Here is a 16280-nt window from a genome sequence, read left to right as displayed (position 1 = left end):
TGTTCATTTGCGAAAATACCAGCAGCGGCAATATTCGGCTAAGTACAAATAAATCAGTCAGTTAGCAGGTTTTACAGGCGCTTGGCACGGAACTCGCCTTGTCACTGCGCAGATAGAAAGCAAATAACAAGAAAATAGGACGGCCCATGTCACTTACGCTTGAGAATGTCACGCGTATCGTCGAGCAGCAGGTGCACATCGACGATGTCTGCCTGAGCTTCGAACCCGGTTCCTTCAATGTGTTGCTCGGCCGCACCCTGTCCGGCAAGACCAGCCTGATGCGCTTGATGGCTGGCCTGGACAAGCCGAGCAGTGGGCGCATCCTGATGAATGGCGCGGACATGACCAATGTCTCGGTGCGTCAGCGCAACGTGTCGATGGTCTACCAGCAGTTCATCAATTACCCGACCCTGACGGTATTCGAGAACATCGCCTCGCCGCTACGCCAAGCCGGGGTGAGCAAGGCCGAGATTCTCGAAAAGGTGCATGCCACCGCGAAGATGCTGCGCATCGAGGCGTTGCTCCAGCGCCACCCGCTGGAGCTGTCCGGCGGCCAGCAGCAGCGCACGGCCATGGCTCGGGCTCTGGTCAAGGATGCATCGCTGATTCTGTTCGACGAACCACTGGTCAACCTCGACTACAAGCTGCGTGAAGAGCTGCGCCAGGAGATGCGCGAGCTGTTTGCCGCGCGTCATACCATCGCCATCTACGCCACCACCGAGCCGAACGAGGCCCTGGCCCTAGGTGGCACCACCACCATCCTGCATGAGGGGCGGGTGGTGCAGAGCGGCAAGACCGCCGAGGTCTACCATCAGCCGCAGCAGGTGCTGGCCGCCGAGCTGTTCTCGGAGCCGGCGATCAACCTGATGCCAGGACGCATCAGTGGCACCGAGGTGAGCTTTGCCGATGCCGTGCATTTTCCGCTCAACTCCGATCTGAAAAGCATCGCCGAAGGCGAGTACCGCTTCGGCGTGCGCCCTAGCCATATCGGCCTGGTGCCGTCCAACGACGACGATCTGGAATTGGCCGTGACCGTGGAGCTGGCGGAAATCAGTGGCTCGGAAACCTTCCTGCATGTGCGCAATGAACAGTTCGTGCTGGTGCTGCACCTACCGGGCGTGCACGAGTACGACGTTGATACGCCGATTCTGATTTATATCCCGACCCACAAGCTGTTCGTCTTCGAGGCCAATGGCCGATTGATCCAGGCGCCGAGCCGCCGTTTAGCGAGGAGCGCCTGATGGCCGAGATACGCTTGCACAACCTGGCGCACAGCTACAGCCGTGCGCCCAATGGCGCGGCGGATTACGCGATCCGCGAGATGAACCATGTCTGGGCGCAGGGCGGTGCATACGCCTTGCTCGGACCGTCCGGCTGCGGCAAGTCGACCCTGCTCAATATCATTTCCGGCTTGCTCAGCCCCTCCCACGGCGAGGTGCAGTTCGACGGCAAGGTGGTCAACCACCTGCATCCCGAGCAGCGCAATATCGCCCAGGTTTTCCAGTTTCCAGTGGTCTACGACACCATGACGGTGTTCGACAACCTGGCCTTCCCGCTGCGTAACCAGGGCATGAACAAGGCCAGGATTCTGGCCAAGGTCAACGAAATCGCCGAAGTGCTGGATCTGCATCCGCTGTTGCACAAGCGAGCGAGCAACCTGACTGCCGACGAGAAGCAGAAGGTCTCCATGGGCCGCGGCCTGGTGCGCGATGACGTCTCGGCGATTCTCTTCGACGAGCCGCTGACGGTGATCGACCCGCACCTGAAGTGGAAACTGCGGCGCAAGCTCAAGCAGATCCACGAGCAGTTCAATATCACCATGGTCTACGTCACCCACGATCAGTTGGAGGCCTCGACCTTCGCCGACAAGATCGCGGTGATGTACGGCGGCCAGATCGTCCAGTTCGGCACTCCGCGCGAGCTGTTCGAGCGGCCCAGTCACACCTTTGTCGGCTACTTCATCGGCAGCCCGGGGATGAACCTGATCGAGGTCGGCCGCTGCGAGGGCGGTGTACGTTTCGCCGATACCGTGCTGCCCTTGTCGCCGGCACTGAATCAGCGGCTGGACGAGCTGGACTGGAGCAGTCTGAAAGTCGGTATTCGCCCTGAGTTCGTCCATGTCTGGGAAGGCCCCAACGAAGACGCGCTGTGCGGTGAGGTGGTGCATCTCGAAGATCTGGGCACTTATAAAATCCTCACCCTGCGCCTGGACGGCCAGCTGCTCAAAGTGCGCCTGCAGGAGGATCAGCCGGTACCGCACCAGCAGGTTTACCTGAGCTTTCCCGCGCAGTGGCTGATGCTCTATGCCGACGAATACCTGGTGCAAGAGCTGCCAGCTCGATCGCCATCAGTGGAGGCGCAGCCATGAAAGTATATAACAACAAGGCCTGGTGGCTGGTATTGCCGGTATTTCTGCTGGTGGCGTTCAGCGCCATCGTGCCGATGATGACAGTGGTCAACTACTCGGTGCAGGACATCTTCGACCATTCGACGCGCTATTTCGTCGGGGTCGATTGGTACAGGCAGGTGCTGCAGGACACGCGCCTGCATGACTCGCTGCTGCGTCAGTTCATCTATTCAGGCTGTGTGCTGCTGATTGAAATTCCTCTGGGCATTGCCATCGCCCTGACCATGCCGACCAAGGGCCGTTGGGCATCGCTGGTGCTGATCGTCATGGCGATTCCGTTGCTGATCCCGTGGAACGTGGTCGGTACCATCTGGCAGATCTTCGGCCGCGCCGACATCGGTCTGATGGGCTGGGCGCTGAACAGCCTGGGTATCAGCTACAACTACGCCGCCAACACCAGTGACGCCTGGGTCACGGTGCTGATCATGGATGTCTGGCATTGGACCTCGCTGGTGGCGCTGCTCTGTTATTCCGGTCTGCGGGCTATCCCCGATGTGTATTACCAGGCGGCGCGCATCGACCGCGCCTCGGCCTGGGCGGTGTTTCGGCATATCCAGCTGCCCAAGTTGAAAAGCGTGCTGCTGATCGCGGTGATGCTGCGTTTCATGGACAGCTTCATGATCTACACCGAACCCTTCGTGCTTACCGGGGGCGGTCCGGGCAATGCCACCACCTTCCTCAGCCAGACCCTGACCCAGATGGCCATCGGCCAATTCGATCTGGGCCCGGCGGCGGCGTTCTCGCTGGTGTACTTCCTGATCATTCTGCTGGTGTCCTGGCTGTTCTATACCGCCATGACCCATAACGACAAGACGCGCTGAGGCCGACCATGACCCTACGTAAAAAAGTGGTGCTGGGGCTCTACATCCTGTTCCTGCTGGTGCCCATCTACTGGTTGCTGAACATGTCGTTCAAGAGCAATACCGAGATTCTCGGTGGCCTGAGCATGTGGCCGCAGAGTTTCACCCTGGCCAATTACCAGGTGATCTTCACCGACCCCAGTTGGTATGAGGGCTACCTCAACTCGCTGTACTACGTGACTCTGAACACCCTGATATCCCTGACAGTAGCGCTGCCGGCGGCTTATGCCTTCTCGCGCTACCGTTTCCTCGGCGACAAGCACCTGTTCTTCTGGCTGCTGACCAACCGCATGGCGCCGCCAGCAGTTTTTCTGCTGCCGTTCTTCCAGCTGTACTCCTCGATTGGCCTGTTCGATACCCATATCGCCGTGGCTCTGGCGCACTGCCTGTTCAACGTGCCGCTGGCCGTGTGGATTCTCGAAGGCTTTATGTCCGGGGTGCCGAAGGAGATCGACGAAACGGCCTATATCGACGGCTACAGCTTCCCGAAATTCTTCGTGAAGATCTTTATCCCGTTGATCGGCTCCGGCATCGGTGTCACCGCGTTCTTCTGCTTCATGTTCTCCTGGGTCGAGCTGCTGCTGGCACGCACCCTGACCTCGGTGAACGCCAAACCCATAGCCGCGGTGATGACCCGCACAGTCTCGGCTTCCGGTATCGATTGGGGGGTACTGGCGGCTGCCGGTGTGCTGACCATCCTGCCGGGGATGCTGGTGATCTGGTTCGTTCGCAACCACGTGGCCAAGGGCTTCGCCCTGGGCCGGGTCTAAGGAGTAAAGATTATGGATTGGATGGCCTGGACTCTGCCCACCGCGTTGTTCTTCGGCACTATCGCCGCGATTCTGGCGGGCATGACGGTGTGGGAACTGCGCTCTCCCTGTATCGAGCGCAAAGGCTTCTTGCCGATCAGCACCACCCGTGGTGATCGGTTGTTTATCGGTCTGCTGGGAAGCGCCTACCTGCATTTGCTGGTGGTGGGTACGACCGATTGGAGTGTGTGGATAGCCTCGGTGCTGTCCTTGTTCTGGCTGTTTGCAGTGATGCGTTGGGGCTAAGCCGGGTTGTCACCGGTCGCGACCGTTGGGGTCGCGATCTGCAACCAACTTACCTCGCCCAAAACCCTGAGATGGAGGTCTCTCTATGTTCGACAATAACAACAAAACTCGACATAGCATGGCGCTGGCTGCCTTGCTGACGTTGTCCGGATTAAGCGGCGCAGCTTGGGCGGATGCTTATGAGGAAGCGGCAAAAAAATGGATTGCCGATGAGTTCAGTCCCTCTACGTTGACCGCGCAGCAACAGCTCGAAGAGCTGAAATGGTTCATCAAGGCGGCGGAGCCGTTCCGCGGCATGGAGATCAGCGTTGCCTCGGAGACGATCGCCACCCACGAGTACGAGTCCAAGGTGCTGGCCAAGGCCTTTAGTGAAATCACCGGGATCAAGCTCAAGCACGACCTGATGCAAGAGGGCGATGTGGTCGAGAAACTGCAAACCCAGATGCAGTCGGACAAGAACATCTACGACGGCTATATCAACGACTCGGATCTGATCGGTACGCACTTCCGCTACGGCAAGGCCGTGCCGCTGACCGACATGATGGCCGGCGATGGCAAGGACTTCACCTCACCGACCCTGGACCTGCCGGACTTTATCGGCCTGGACTTCACCACCGCGCCGGATGGCAAGTTGTATCAACTGCCTGATCAACAGTTCGCCAACCTCTATTGGTTTCGCGCCGACTGGTTCGAGCGCCCTGAACTCAAGGCCAAGTTCAAAGAGATCTACGGATACGAGCTGGGTGTGCCGGTCAATTGGTCGGCCTATGAAGACATCGCCGAGTTCTTTTCCGAGAAGGTCAAGGAAATCGACGGCCAACGCGTCTACGGGCACATGGATTACGGCAAGAAAGACCCCTCCCTGGGCTGGCGCTTCACCGATGCCTGGTTCTCCATGGCCGGTGGCGGCGACAAGGGGCTGCCTAACGGCCTGCCGGTGGACGAATGGGGCATCCGGGTAGACGGTTGCCGCCCGGTCGGTTCCAGTGTCGCGCGCGGTGGTGCTACCAATGGCCCTGCGGCGGTCTATGCGACCACCAAGTACGTCGACTGGATGCGCCAATACGCGCCGCCGGAAGCTCAGGGCATGACCTTCTCCGAGGCTGGCCCTGTGCCCGCTCAGGGCGCCATCGCTCAGCAGATATTCTGGTACACCGCCTTTACCTCCGATATGACCAAGGCCGGTCTGCCGGTGGTCAACGAAGATGGCACGCCGAAGTGGCGCATGGCGCCATCACCGAAAGGTCCTTACTGGGAAGAGGGCATGAAGCTGGGTTATCAGGATGCCGGTTCCTGGACCTTCCTCAAGTCCACCCCGGACAAACAGCGCCTGGCGGCTTGGCTGTATGCCCAGTTTGTCACCTCGAAAACCGTGTCGCTGAAGAAGACTCTGGTTGGTCTGACGCCGATCCGCGAGTCGGATATCAACTCGCAGGCGATGACCGATATCGCGCCGAAGTTGGGCGGTTTGGTCGAGTTCTATCGCAGCCCGGCACGGGTGCAGTGGACACCGACCGGTACCAACGTACCGGATTATCCGCGATTGGCGCAGCTGTGGTGGCAGTTCATCGCCGAAGCGGCCAGTGGCGATAAGTCGCCGCAAGAAGCGCTGGATGGTCTGGCGGCAGCCCAGGACACCATGCTCGGTCGTCTGGAGCGCGCTGGCGTGCTGGGTGAATGCGGGCCTAAGCTGAACGAGGCGAAAGATCCGCAGTACTGGTTGGATCAGCCGGGCGCCCCCAAGCCGAAACTGGCGAACGAGAAGCCCAAGGGTGAAACCATCAATTACAACGAACTGCTCAAGTCCTGGGAGCAGGCGCGTGATTGATAGTTAACAGGTCATAAAAAACGGCACCTTCGGGTGCCGTTTTTCATGACCGTCGAACACGCTATTTGTGCAGGTGTTCGGCCGCATGCAGGGTGTTTTCCAGCAGGCCGGCGCGGGTCATGGGGCCAACTCCGCCCGGTACCGGGGTGATCCAGCCGGCGCGAGGCAGGGCGGCATCATACTCCACGTCGCCGATCAATTTTCCGTCCGCCTGGCGGTTGATCCCGACATCGATGACGATGGCGCCTTGCTTGACCCACTCGCCCTTGACCAGGCCAGGTTTGCCGGCCGCCACCACCAGGATGTCGGCTTGTGCCACATGGCTGGCCAAGTCCTTGGTGAAGCGATGGGTGATGGTGACGGTGCAACCGGCCAGCAGCAGCTCCATGGCCATCGGCCGGCCGACGATATTGGATGCCCCGACCACCACGGCGTGCAGGCCATACAGATCCACGCCGGTGCTGTGCAGCAGGGTCATGATGCCTTTGGGTGTGCAGGGCCGCAGCAGCGGCATACGCTGGGCCAGGCGGCCAATGTTGTAAGGATGGAAGCCGTCGACATCCTTGTCCGGGCGGATGTGCTCGAGCAATAAGGATGCATCCAGGCTTTCCGGCAGCGGCAGCTGCACGAGGATGCCGTCAATGCTCGGGTCATCGTTCAGCCGTTCAATCAGCGCCAGAAGCTCACTTTGGCTGGTGCTGGCGGGAAGGTCATAGGCCTGGGAAACGAAGCCGACTTCTTCGCAGTCTTTGCGCTTGTGCGAAACGTAGACCTGAGAGGCAGGATCGCTGCCAACCAGAATCACCGCGAGGCCTGGTGCTCGCAGGCCTTGCTGACGCCTTTCGGCGACGCGTTTGGCGATCTGCTGGCGGAGGCTGGCGGCGATCGCTTTGCCATCGATCAGTTGTGCGGTCATTGCGCTTGGTTAACCATTGGAAAGGATTGAAAAAGGAGGCGCATTCTCGCATGACGAAACCCCAGGGCAAAGGCGCGTGCGAGGGTTTTCGCGTAACTCCTTTATATAACTGAATTTTTTTAGCTTTCCCTGTTGACGTGTTACCGGCGCCTCTATAACATTCGCCCCGCTTGTCGAGCACAGCCAGTCGCTGGGTAAGACGGCAAACGCAAAGGTCGCAAGGCTTCTGCTGCAGCCGAAAGCTTTAAGTCTGCTCTTGCAGATGGATAGGCGCCCGTAGCTCAGCTGGATAGAGCATCCGCCTTCTAAGCGGATGGTCGCAGGTTCGAGTCCTGCCGGGCGTGCCATTTGGCAGCTTTGGCGCAAGTAAATGCAATATGGTGGGCGTAGCTCAGTTGGTAGAGCGCAGGATTGTGACTCCTGTTGTCGTGGGTTCGATCCCCATCGTCCACCCCATATTTAAAGGCGCCAGGCCAAAAGCCTGGCGTTTTTGTTTGAAGGCCTTACCACGCGGACGTGGTGGAATTGGTAGACACACTGGATTTAGGTTCCAGCGCCGCAAGGTGTGAGAGTTCGAGTCTCTCCGTCCGCACCATCTTTTAGCTCCCTCCCGTTTGCCGCTAGCATCTAGGGTGACTTCTGCAAATTGACCCTCTAGAATGCATGCCCTTGATTCGGGGCCGGTAAACGGCCGGCCTATGTCTGTGCAACGAGGAATACCCATGCAAGTTTCTGTTGAAAGCACTTCTGTTCTTGAGCGTCGCATGACCGTCGGCGTGCCCGTCGAGCGCATCGAGACTGAAGTCAACAAGCGTCTGCAACAGACTGCCCGCAAGGCTAAAGTTGCTGGCTTCCGTCCTGGCAAGGTGCCGATGAGCGTGATTCGCCAGCGCTATGAAGACGCCGCTCGTCAGGAAGCCCTGGGCGACCTGATCCAGGCCACCTTCTACGAAGCCGTGGTCGAGCAGAAGCTCAACCCGGCAGGCTCTCCGGCCGTCGAGCCGAAAACCTTCGAGAAGGGCAAGGACCTTGAGTACGTCGCGACTTTCGAAGTCTTTCCGGAATTCGAGGTAGCTGGTCTCGAGACCATCGCTATCGAGCGTCTTCAGGCCGATGTGGCTGATGCCGATCTGGACAACATGCTGGAAATTCTGCGCAAGCAGAACACCCGCTTTGAAGTGGTTGAGCGTGCTGCCGAGAATGGCGACCAGCTGAATATCGATTTCGCTGGCAAGATCGACGGCGAAGCATTCGCGGGTGGTTCTGCCACCGGTTCTCAGCTGGTTCTGGGCTCCGGCCGCATGATCCCTGGCTTTGAAGATGCACTGGTTGGTGCCAAAGCCGGCGATGTCCGGGTAATCAACCCGGTATTCCCGGATGACTACCAGAACCTGGATCTGGCCGGCAAGACTGCTGAGTTCACTGTTACCGTGAACAGTGTTTCCGCCCCCCTGCTGCCTGAGCTCAACGACGAATTCTTTGCCCAGTTCGGCGTCAAGGAAGGCGGTCTGGAAGGTTTCCGCGCTGAAGTGCGCAAGAACATGGAGCGCGAGCTGCGTCAGGCCATCAAGTCCAAGGTGAAGAACCAGGTGATGGACGGTCTGCTGGCTGCCAATCCGATCGAAGTGCCGAAGTCCCTGATCGGCAATGAGATCAATCGTCTGCGCGTGCAGGCGGTGCAGCAGTTCGGTGGCAATATCAAGCCCGAGCAACTGCCGGCGGATATGTTCGAGGAACAAGCCAAGCGTCGCGTGGTGCTGGGTCTGATCGTTGCCGAAGTGGTCAAGCAGTTCGAGCTCAAGCCTGACGATGCTCGTGTGCGCGAGATGATCCAGGAAATGGCCTCGGCCTACCAAGAGCCTGAGCAGGTCGTGGCCTGGTACTACAAAAACGACCAGCAAATGAACGAAGTCCGTTCGGTTGTGCTGGAAGAGCAAGTTGTAGATACTGTTTTGCAGAAGGCTAATGTGACCGATAAATCGGTCTCCTACGAAGAAGCTGTCAAGCCGGTGGAAGCTCCGCAAGCCGCCTGATTTCTTTATCTCGTTCGAGCACACCATAAGCCAGCCACCGTGCTGGCTTATGCGTATTTGATACATGACTGTTTAGGGAGCGAGTGCAAGAAATGTCCCGCAATCCTTTTATGCAACAAATGCCAGACATCCAGGCCGCTGGCGGCTTGGTGCCCATGGTTATCGAGCAAACGGCCCGCGGTGAGCGCGCCTATGACATCTACTCACGCCTGCTCAAGGAGCGCGTGATCTTCCTGATCGGCCCGGTCGAAGACTACATGGCCAATCTGGTAGCCGCGCAACTGCTGTTCCTCGAAGCGGAAAACCCGGACAAGGACATCCACCTGTATATCAACTCGCCGGGTGGCTCGGTGACTGCAGGCATGTCGATCTACGACACCATGCAGTTCATTCGCCCAGACGTGTCGACTATCTGTATCGGCCAGGCATGCAGTATGGGTGCTCTGCTGCTGACTGCTGGTGCTGCGGGCAAGCGTTTTTGTCTGCCGCACTCGCGGATGATGATTCATCAGCCGTTGGGTGGTTTTCAGGGGCAGGCATCGGATATCGAGATTCATGCCCGCGAAATCCTGACCATTCGTGATCGCTTGAATAACGTGCTGGCTAGTCATACCGGTCAGCCGCTGGACGTGATTGCGCGTGATACCGATCGCGACAACTTTATGAGTGGTGAGACAGCGGTTGCTTATGGCCTCATCGACAAAGTTCTCGATAAGCGCCTGGCTTCGAGCTAGTTAAGGTGATCGTGCGCGGCCGGCATGCAGTCGGTCGCATTGCGGGCTTGAAAATGCTCGCATTTGCCTCCATCTTGTTTTTCAAGCCTACCGTATTGGATTGATCGAATGACTGACACCCGCAATGGCGAGGACAACGGCAAGCTGCTTTATTGCTCCTTCTGCGGCAAAAGCCAGCATGAAGTGCGTAAATTGATTGCCGGCCCCTCGGTCTTTATCTGCGACGAGTGCGTCGACCTGTGCAATGACATCATCCGAGAGGAGGTGCAGGAAGCCCAGGCCGAAAGCAGCGCGCACAAGCTGCCTGCGCCAAAGGAAATCAGCGCCATCCTCGATCAGTATGTGATTGGTCAGGAGCGGGCGAAGAAAATCCTGGCAGTGGCCGTTTATAACCACTACAAGCGGCTTAATCAGCGCGAAAAGAAGGACGATGTCGAGCTGGGCAAGAGCAATATCCTGCTGATTGGTCCAACCGGTTCGGGTAAAACCCTGCTGGCTGAAACACTGGCGCGCTTGCTTAATGTTCCGTTCACCATCGCTGACGCCACCACGCTGACCGAAGCTGGTTATGTAGGGGAGGATGTCGAGAACATCATCCAGAAGCTGCTGCAGAAGTGCGATTACGATGTGGAAAAGGCCCAGATGGGCATTGTCTATATCGACGAAATCGACAAAATTTCGCGCAAGTCTGATAACCCGTCGATTACCCGCGATGTTTCGGGCGAGGGTGTGCAGCAAGCCTTGTTGAAACTGATCGAGGGTACTGTGGCCTCGGTACCTCCGCAGGGCGGGCGCAAGCATCCACAGCAGGAGTTCCTGCAGGTTGATACGCGCAATATCCTGTTTATCTGCGGCGGTGCGTTCTCTGGCCTGGAAAAAGTCATCCAGGGTCGTTCGACTCGGGGTGGGATCGGCTTCAATGCCGAGGTTCGCAGCAAGGATCTGGGTAAGAAGATTGGTGAGTCGCTGCGTGCTGTCGAGCCGGACGATCTGGTCAAGTTTGGTTTGATTCCAGAATTTGTCGGTCGCTTGCCGGTCATTGCAACCCTCGACGAGTTGGATGAGGCTGCACTTATGCAGATTCTGACCGAGCCGAAGAATGCCCTGACCAAGCAATATGCCAAGCTTTTCGAGATGGAAGGTGTTGATCTGGAGTTCCGTCCTGACGCGCTGCTATCCGTTGCGCGCAAGGCTTTGGAGCGTAAGACCGGTGCCCGTGGTTTGCGCTCGATCCTTGAGGGGATTCTGCTCGATACCATGTACGAGATTCCTTCGCAGTCGGAAGTCAGCAAGGTGGTTGTCGACGAAAGTGTTGTCGATGGAACATCCAAGCCCCTGTTGATTTACGAGAACAGCGAGCCTGCTGCCAAGGCGGCTCCTGACGCCTGAGTTGGTCTGTTACATGTTGAAAGCAAAGGGGCCTGCGGGCCCCTTTGCTTTTGCAGTCGAAACGCTTGTTTTTTGCTGGGGCTAGCCCCATCTTAGGGTTAAGGGTTATCCCATCTATTTAAGGCCTTAAGGGCCGCTGTAGAGCCAAAAATCATGAAGACAACCATCGAATTGCCTCTCCTTCCGCTACGCGATGTCGTGGTCTATCCGCACATGGTCATCCCGCTGTTTGTTGGTCGCGAGAAATCCATCGAGGCCCTGGAGGCCGCGATGACCGGCGAGAAGCAGATTTTGCTGATCGCTCAGAAAAATCCCGCCGATGATGATCCCGGTGAAGAAGAGCTCTACCGTGTCGGTACCGTTGCGACGGTACTGCAACTGCTGAAGCTGCCCGATGGCACCGTAAAAGTGCTGGTCGAAGGTGAGCAGCGCGGTGAAGTCGAGCGATTTATCGAGGTGGACGGCCACTGCCGCGCGGAAGTGCAGCTGATCGACGAGGTCGATGCCCCGGGACGTGAGTCCGAGGTGTTTGTCCGCACTCTGCTCAGTCAATTCGAGCAATATGTGCAGCTTGGCAAAAAGGTTCCGCCAGAAGTGTTGTCCTCGCTCAGCGGTATTGATGAGCCGAGCCGCCTAGTTGATACCATGGCAGCGCACATGGCGCTGAAGATTGAACAGAAACAGGAAATCCTGGAAATCACCGATTTGTCGGCGCGGGTTGAGCATGTGCTCGCCCTGCTGGATGCCGAGATTGATCTGTTGCAGGTCGAAAAGCGTATCCGTGGCCGGGTCAAGAAGCAGATGGAGCGCAGTCAGCGCGAGTACTATCTGAATGAGCAGATGAAGGCCATTCAGAAAGAACTTGGCGACAGTGAGGACGGCCTCAATGAACTCGATGAGCTGAAAAAACGCATCGAGAACGGTGGCTTGAGCAAGGAGGCCTACAGCAAGGCCCAGACCGAACTGAACAAGCTCAAGCAGATGTCGCCGATGTCGGCAGAAGCCACAGTAGTGCGCTCCTATATCGACTGGCTGGTGAATGTGCCGTGGACGGCGCGTAGCAAGGTGCGCCTGGATCTGGCGCGTGCCGAAGCTATCCTGGATGCCGATCACTACGGGCTCGATGAGGTCAAGGATCGGATCCTCGAGTACCTCGCTGTGCAGAAGCGCGTCAAGAAGATCAAGGGGCCAGTCCTCTGTCTGGTCGGGCCGCCGGGTGTGGGCAAGACCTCGTTGGCGGAGTCCATCGCTCACGCCACCAACCGCAAGTTCGTGCGTATGGCGCTCGGTGGTGTACGCGATGAAGCAGAGATTCGCGGTCACCGCCGTACCTATATCGGTTCGATGCCGGGTCGCCTGATTCAGAAAATGACCAAGGTGGGCGTACGTAATCCGCTGTTCCTGCTCGATGAAATCGACAAGATGGGACAGGATATGCGGGGCGATCCGGCCTCTGCATTGCTTGAGGTGCTCGATCCGGAGCAGAACCACAATTTCAATGATCACTATCTGGAAGTCGATTACGACCTCTCGGATGTAATGTTCCTCTGTACTGCCAACTCCATGAACATTCCGGCAGCTTTGCTCGATCGGATGGAGGTGATCCGTCTGCCCGGCTATACGGAAGACGAGAAGATCAACATCGCCATCAAGTACCTGGCGCCCAAGCAGATCCAGGCCAACGGTCTGAAAAAGAACGAGCTCAGTTTCGAGCGCGAAGCCATTCGCGACATCATTCGCTACTACACTCGCGAAGCCGGTGTGCGCAGCCTGGAGCGGCAGATTGCCAAGGTCTGCCGCAAGGCAGTGAAAGAGCACAGTCTGGAGAAACGTTTCGAAGTGCTGGTGACAGCGGACTCGCTGGAGCATTTCCTCGGTGTGCACAAGCACCGTTATGGCTTGGCGGAACTGCAAGATCAGATCGGTCAGGTGACAGGGTTGGCCTGGACTCAGGTCGGTGGTGAGTTGCTGACCATCGAGGCCGCAGTGGTGCCGGGCAAGGGGCAGTTAATCAAGACCGGTTCGCTGGGCGATGTGATGCTTGAGTCCATTACTGCAGCGCAGACCGTGGTGCGTAGTCGGGCGAAGAGCCTGGGAGTCCCTCTGGACTTCTATGAGAAGCGCGACATCCATATCCATATGCCGGAGGGGGCAACCCCGAAAGACGGCCCTAGCGCAGGCGTGGGCATGTGCACGGCGCTGGTCTCGGCCCTGACTCAGATTCCGGTACGTGCAGATGTAGCAATGACCGGCGAAATCACCTTGCGTGGCCAAGTGTTGGCCATCGGTGGCTTGAAAGAAAAACTCTTGGCTGCACATCGGGGCGGAATCAAAACTGTGATCATTCCGGAAGAGAATGTGCGCGATTTGAAAGAGATTCCGGAGAACATTAAGCAAGACTTGCAGATTAAACCGGTTAAATGGATTGACGAAGTCCTGCAAATTGCGCTGCAATACGCGCCGGAGCCCTTGCCTGACGCGGCTCCTGAGCTGGTTGCAAAGGATGACAAGCGCGAGACGGATTCCAAGGGGCGAATTAGCACGCACTAGTTGGGAGGCTTCCTTGACACAATTTTAGAGCCCTTGTTATAAAGCGGCTCTTATTGTGTCGGAAGATCATCCAGCACTCGTTTTGCTTACACTAAAAATCAAGAAACAATCTCATCAGAAATTAAGGGGACTTAGAGTGAACAAGTCGGAACTGATCGATGCCATTGCTGCATCTGCTGATATCCCGAAAGCTGTTGCTGGCCGCGCGCTGGATGCAGTAATTGAATCTGTCACTGGTGCTCTGCAGGCTGGTGACTCCGTTGTACTGGTTGGTTTCGGTACCTTTGCTGTCAAAGAGCGCGCAGCGCGCACTGGTCGCAACCCACAAACGGGCAAGCCGATCAGTATTGCTGCTGCGAAGATTCCAGGTTTCAAAGCCGGTAAGGCACTGAAAGACGCCGTTAACTAAGCGTCCTTCGAGCATTGCCCCAGGTCAGCCTGATCGCTGATCTGGCAGCGGAGCGGTAGTTCAGTCGGTTAGAATACCGGCCTGTCACGCCGGGGGTCGCGGGTTCGAGTCCCGTCCGCTCCGCCAGTTACGAGAAGGCGCATCCTCGGATGCGCCTTTCTTCTATCCGGTTATTACCCACACTGCACGACTGCTGATTTTGTACAGTCGTTCTGGGGGAAGCATGCTGCAGAATATCAGGGACAATTCACAAGGTTGGATTGCCAAAACCATTATCGGTCTCATCGTGGTGCTGCTTGCGCTGACCGGTATCGAAGCCATTTTCACCGGTACCAGCAACAGTCAGAATGCTGCAGAGGTCAATGGCGAAAAAATCACCATCAATCAGCTTGGCCAAGCGGTCGAGATGCAGAGGCGTCAGCTTTTGCAGCAACTTGGGCGTGATTTTGATGCTTCCTTGCTGGACGAGAAGTTGCTTCGCGAAGCGGCACTGAAAGGCCTGATCGAGCGTACTTTGCTGTTGCAGGGTGCAATCGATGCAAAATTCGCATTTTCCCCGCAGGCCCTCGATCAGTTGATTCTGCAAACGCCCGAATTTCTGGTCGACGGCAAGTTCGATGCCGCTCGGTTCGATCAGGTAATCCGCCAGCTCGGCTACACGCGCATGCAGTTCCGCCAGATGCTCGAGCAGGAAATGCTGATTGGCCAGTTGCGCTCGGGCCTATCCGGTAGCGCCTTCGTGACCGATGCTGAAGTAACTGCTTTCGCGCGGCTGGAAAAGCAGACTCGTGACTTCGCGACCCTGACGCTGAAGGCTGATAGCGATGCGGTTCAGCTCAGTAATGACGACATCAAGGCCTACTACGATGCACAGGCTAGCCAATTCATGAGCCCTGAGCAGGTCGTGCTGGAGTATGTCGAACTGAAGAAGGATGCATTCTTCGATCAGGTTGAAGTCAGTGATGAAGAGCTGCAGAGCGCTTACGAAAATGAAATTGCCAATCTGGCTGAGCAGCGCCAGGCCGCGCATATCCTGGTAGAGGTAAGCGATTCGCTCGACGATGAGCAGGCCAAAGCCAAGATTGAGCAAGTGCAGAAGCGCCTGGAGCAAGGCGAAGACTTTGCAGCGCTGGCCAAGGAATACTCTGACGATCCAGGTTCTGCTGCCAATGGTGGCGATCTCGGTTTTGCTGGCCCTGGCGTCTACGACCCAGTCTTTGAAGAGGCGCTGTATGCCTTGGGCGAAGGCCAGATGTCGGCACCAGTACGCAGCGAATTTGGCTGGCACCTGATCAAGCTGTTGGCTGTTCAGGCTCCAGAGGTGCCGAGCTTCGCCAGCCTGCAAGACAAGCTGGTACGTGATTTGAAAACGCGCAAGCTGGAACGGCGATTTGTTGAGGTCAGCAAACAGCTTGAAGATGCTGCATTCGAAGCGTCAGATCTGGCGCAGCCTGCCCAGGAACTGGGGCTGGAAGTCAAAACCAGCGAAGCCTTTGGGCGTGAGGGTGGCGAGGGGTTGACCGCTAACCGTCAAGTGATTCAGGCGGCTTTCAGTGCTGAGGTGTTGGAGGATGGCAGTAACAGCAATGCCATTGAACTCGATCCGAATACCGTGGTTGTGTTGCGCGTCAAGGAGCACAGGAAGCCTGAGCAACTGGCTCTCGAGCAGGTTGAAGAAAGCATTCGTGAGCAGTTGACCAGGGTCCGTGCCACTGAAGCTGCCAAGGCTGAAGGTGAGGCTCTCCTGGCATCCTTGAATGAAGGCAAGACGCCGGTTGAGCAGGCGGGATCGGGGCAGACCTGGGATGTGGTTGAAGCCGCGACCCGCAGTCAGGAGGGGGTTGAACCCGCGGTACTGCAGGCGTTGTTCCGTATGCCCAAGCCGAGCGCGGCTGGCCAGTCGACGTTTACCGGGATCACGCTGAATAATGGTGATTTTGTGGTGGTGCGCCTCGATGGTGTGAGCGAGCCTGAAGGGCCATTGGCGGATGAAGATAAGGCTATCTACAGCCGTTTCCTTGCCTCGCGCAGTGGTCAGCAGGACTTTGCGGCCTTCCGTAAGCAGTTGGAAGCCAAGGCAGATATCGAGCGATTCTGAT

13 protein-coding genes and 4 tRNA genes are annotated in these 16280 nt (G+C 57.5%); 16 read left to right on the top strand and 1 reads right to left on the bottom strand.

All coding sequences use genetic code 11. The annotated features are described in order from the left end of the window. Positions 1 to 146: 146 nt before the first annotated feature. From LJY18_RS07555 to LJY18_RS07530, 6 genes are all read left to right on the top strand, one after another. A complete protein-coding gene (locus LJY18_RS07555; protein WP_238041207.1) occupies positions 147 to 1241 on the top strand; it encodes an ABC transporter ATP-binding protein in 1095 nt (364 codons plus the stop codon). Next, complete coding sequence (locus LJY18_RS07550) at positions 1241 to 2368, top strand: ABC transporter ATP-binding protein (protein ID WP_238041206.1); 1128 nt, start codon at positions 1241 to 1243, stop codon at positions 2366 to 2368. Before LJY18_RS07555 ends, LJY18_RS07550 begins: the two co-directional genes overlap by 1 nt. Further along, entirely contained in the window at positions 2365 to 3228 is an 864-nt protein-coding gene (locus tag LJY18_RS07545; protein WP_238041205.1) for a carbohydrate ABC transporter permease, read from the top strand. The genes LJY18_RS07550 and LJY18_RS07545 overlap by 4 nt, the downstream gene beginning before the upstream one ends. A gap of 8 nt (positions 3229 to 3236) precedes the next feature. Further along, positions 3237 to 4037: a carbohydrate ABC transporter permease gene (locus LJY18_RS07540; protein WP_238041204.1), complete on the top strand. Its 801-nt coding sequence runs from the start codon at positions 3237 to 3239 to the stop codon at positions 4035 to 4037. Positions 4038 to 4049: 12 nt separating this feature from the next. After that, positions 4050 to 4322: a DUF2160 domain-containing protein gene (locus LJY18_RS07535; protein WP_238041203.1), complete on the top strand. Its 273-nt coding sequence runs from the start codon at positions 4050 to 4052 to the stop codon at positions 4320 to 4322. Positions 4323 to 4407: 85 nt separating this feature from the next. Then, a complete protein-coding gene (locus tag LJY18_RS07530) occupies positions 4408 to 6150 on the top strand; it encodes an ABC transporter substrate-binding protein (RefSeq protein ID WP_238041202.1) in 1743 nt (580 codons plus the stop codon). A gap of 61 nt (positions 6151 to 6211) precedes the next feature. Here the strand turns inward: LJY18_RS07530 and folD are convergent, their stop codons facing one another. Next, positions 6212 to 7066 carry a bifunctional methylenetetrahydrofolate dehydrogenase/methenyltetrahydrofolate cyclohydrolase FolD gene (folD, locus tag LJY18_RS07525; RefSeq protein ID WP_238041201.1) on the bottom strand — a complete coding sequence of 285 codons (855 nt, stop codon included), beginning with the start codon at positions 7064 to 7066 and terminating at the stop codon, positions 6212 to 6214. A 270-nt stretch (positions 7067 to 7336) separates the two neighbouring features. Between folD and LJY18_RS07520 the strand changes: the two genes are divergently transcribed. From LJY18_RS07520 to LJY18_RS07475, 10 genes are all read left to right on the top strand, one after another. After that, a tRNA-Arg gene (locus tag LJY18_RS07520) sits at positions 7337 to 7413 on the top strand. A 33-nt stretch (positions 7414 to 7446) separates the two neighbouring features. Beyond that, positions 7447 to 7522, top strand: a tRNA-His gene (locus tag LJY18_RS07515). Positions 7523 to 7576: 54 nt separating this feature from the next. Further along, positions 7577 to 7661: transfer RNA gene (locus LJY18_RS07510), tRNA-Leu, on the top strand. A gap of 127 nt (positions 7662 to 7788) precedes the next feature. Beyond that, positions 7789 to 9099 (top strand): trigger factor, encoded by a 1311-nt coding sequence (tig, locus tag LJY18_RS07505; protein ID WP_238041200.1) that lies wholly within the window; start codon positions 7789 to 7791, stop codon positions 9097 to 9099. Positions 9100 to 9191: 92 nt separating this feature from the next. Then, positions 9192 to 9833 carry an ATP-dependent Clp endopeptidase proteolytic subunit ClpP gene (gene clpP / locus LJY18_RS07500; protein ID WP_238041199.1) on the top strand — a complete coding sequence of 214 codons (642 nt, stop codon included), beginning with the start codon at positions 9192 to 9194 and terminating at the stop codon, positions 9831 to 9833. A 108-nt stretch (positions 9834 to 9941) separates the two neighbouring features. Continuing rightward, on the top strand, positions 9942 to 11222 hold the full coding sequence (gene clpX / locus LJY18_RS07495; RefSeq protein ID WP_238041198.1) for an ATP-dependent Clp protease ATP-binding subunit ClpX: 1281 nt from the start codon (positions 9942 to 9944) through the stop codon (positions 11220 to 11222). A 153-nt stretch (positions 11223 to 11375) separates the two neighbouring features. After that, a complete protein-coding gene (gene lon, locus LJY18_RS07490; protein WP_238041197.1) occupies positions 11376 to 13772 on the top strand; it encodes an endopeptidase La in 2397 nt (798 codons plus the stop codon). A gap of 136 nt (positions 13773 to 13908) precedes the next feature. Then, positions 13909 to 14181: a nucleoid-associated protein HU-beta gene (gene hupB / locus LJY18_RS07485; RefSeq protein WP_025165694.1), complete on the top strand. Its 273-nt coding sequence runs from the start codon at positions 13909 to 13911 to the stop codon at positions 14179 to 14181. A gap of 49 nt (positions 14182 to 14230) precedes the next feature. Further along, positions 14231 to 14307 (top strand) — tRNA-Asp (locus LJY18_RS07480). A gap of 97 nt (positions 14308 to 14404) precedes the next feature. Continuing rightward, positions 14405 to 16279 carry a SurA N-terminal domain-containing protein gene (locus LJY18_RS07475; RefSeq protein ID WP_238041196.1) on the top strand — a complete coding sequence of 625 codons (1875 nt, stop codon included), beginning with the start codon at positions 14405 to 14407 and terminating at the stop codon, positions 16277 to 16279. The last annotated feature ends 1 nt before the right edge of the window (position 16280 follow it).

Origin of the sequence: Pseudomonas sp. MMS21 TM103 (assembly GCF_022132145.1) — a bacterium.
Lineage (GTDB): Bacteria > Pseudomonadota > Gammaproteobacteria > Pseudomonadales > Pseudomonadaceae > Aquipseudomonas.
The sequence above is the reverse complement of the archived record's forward strand: the minus strand, read 5'-3'. Positions and strand labels throughout refer to the sequence as shown.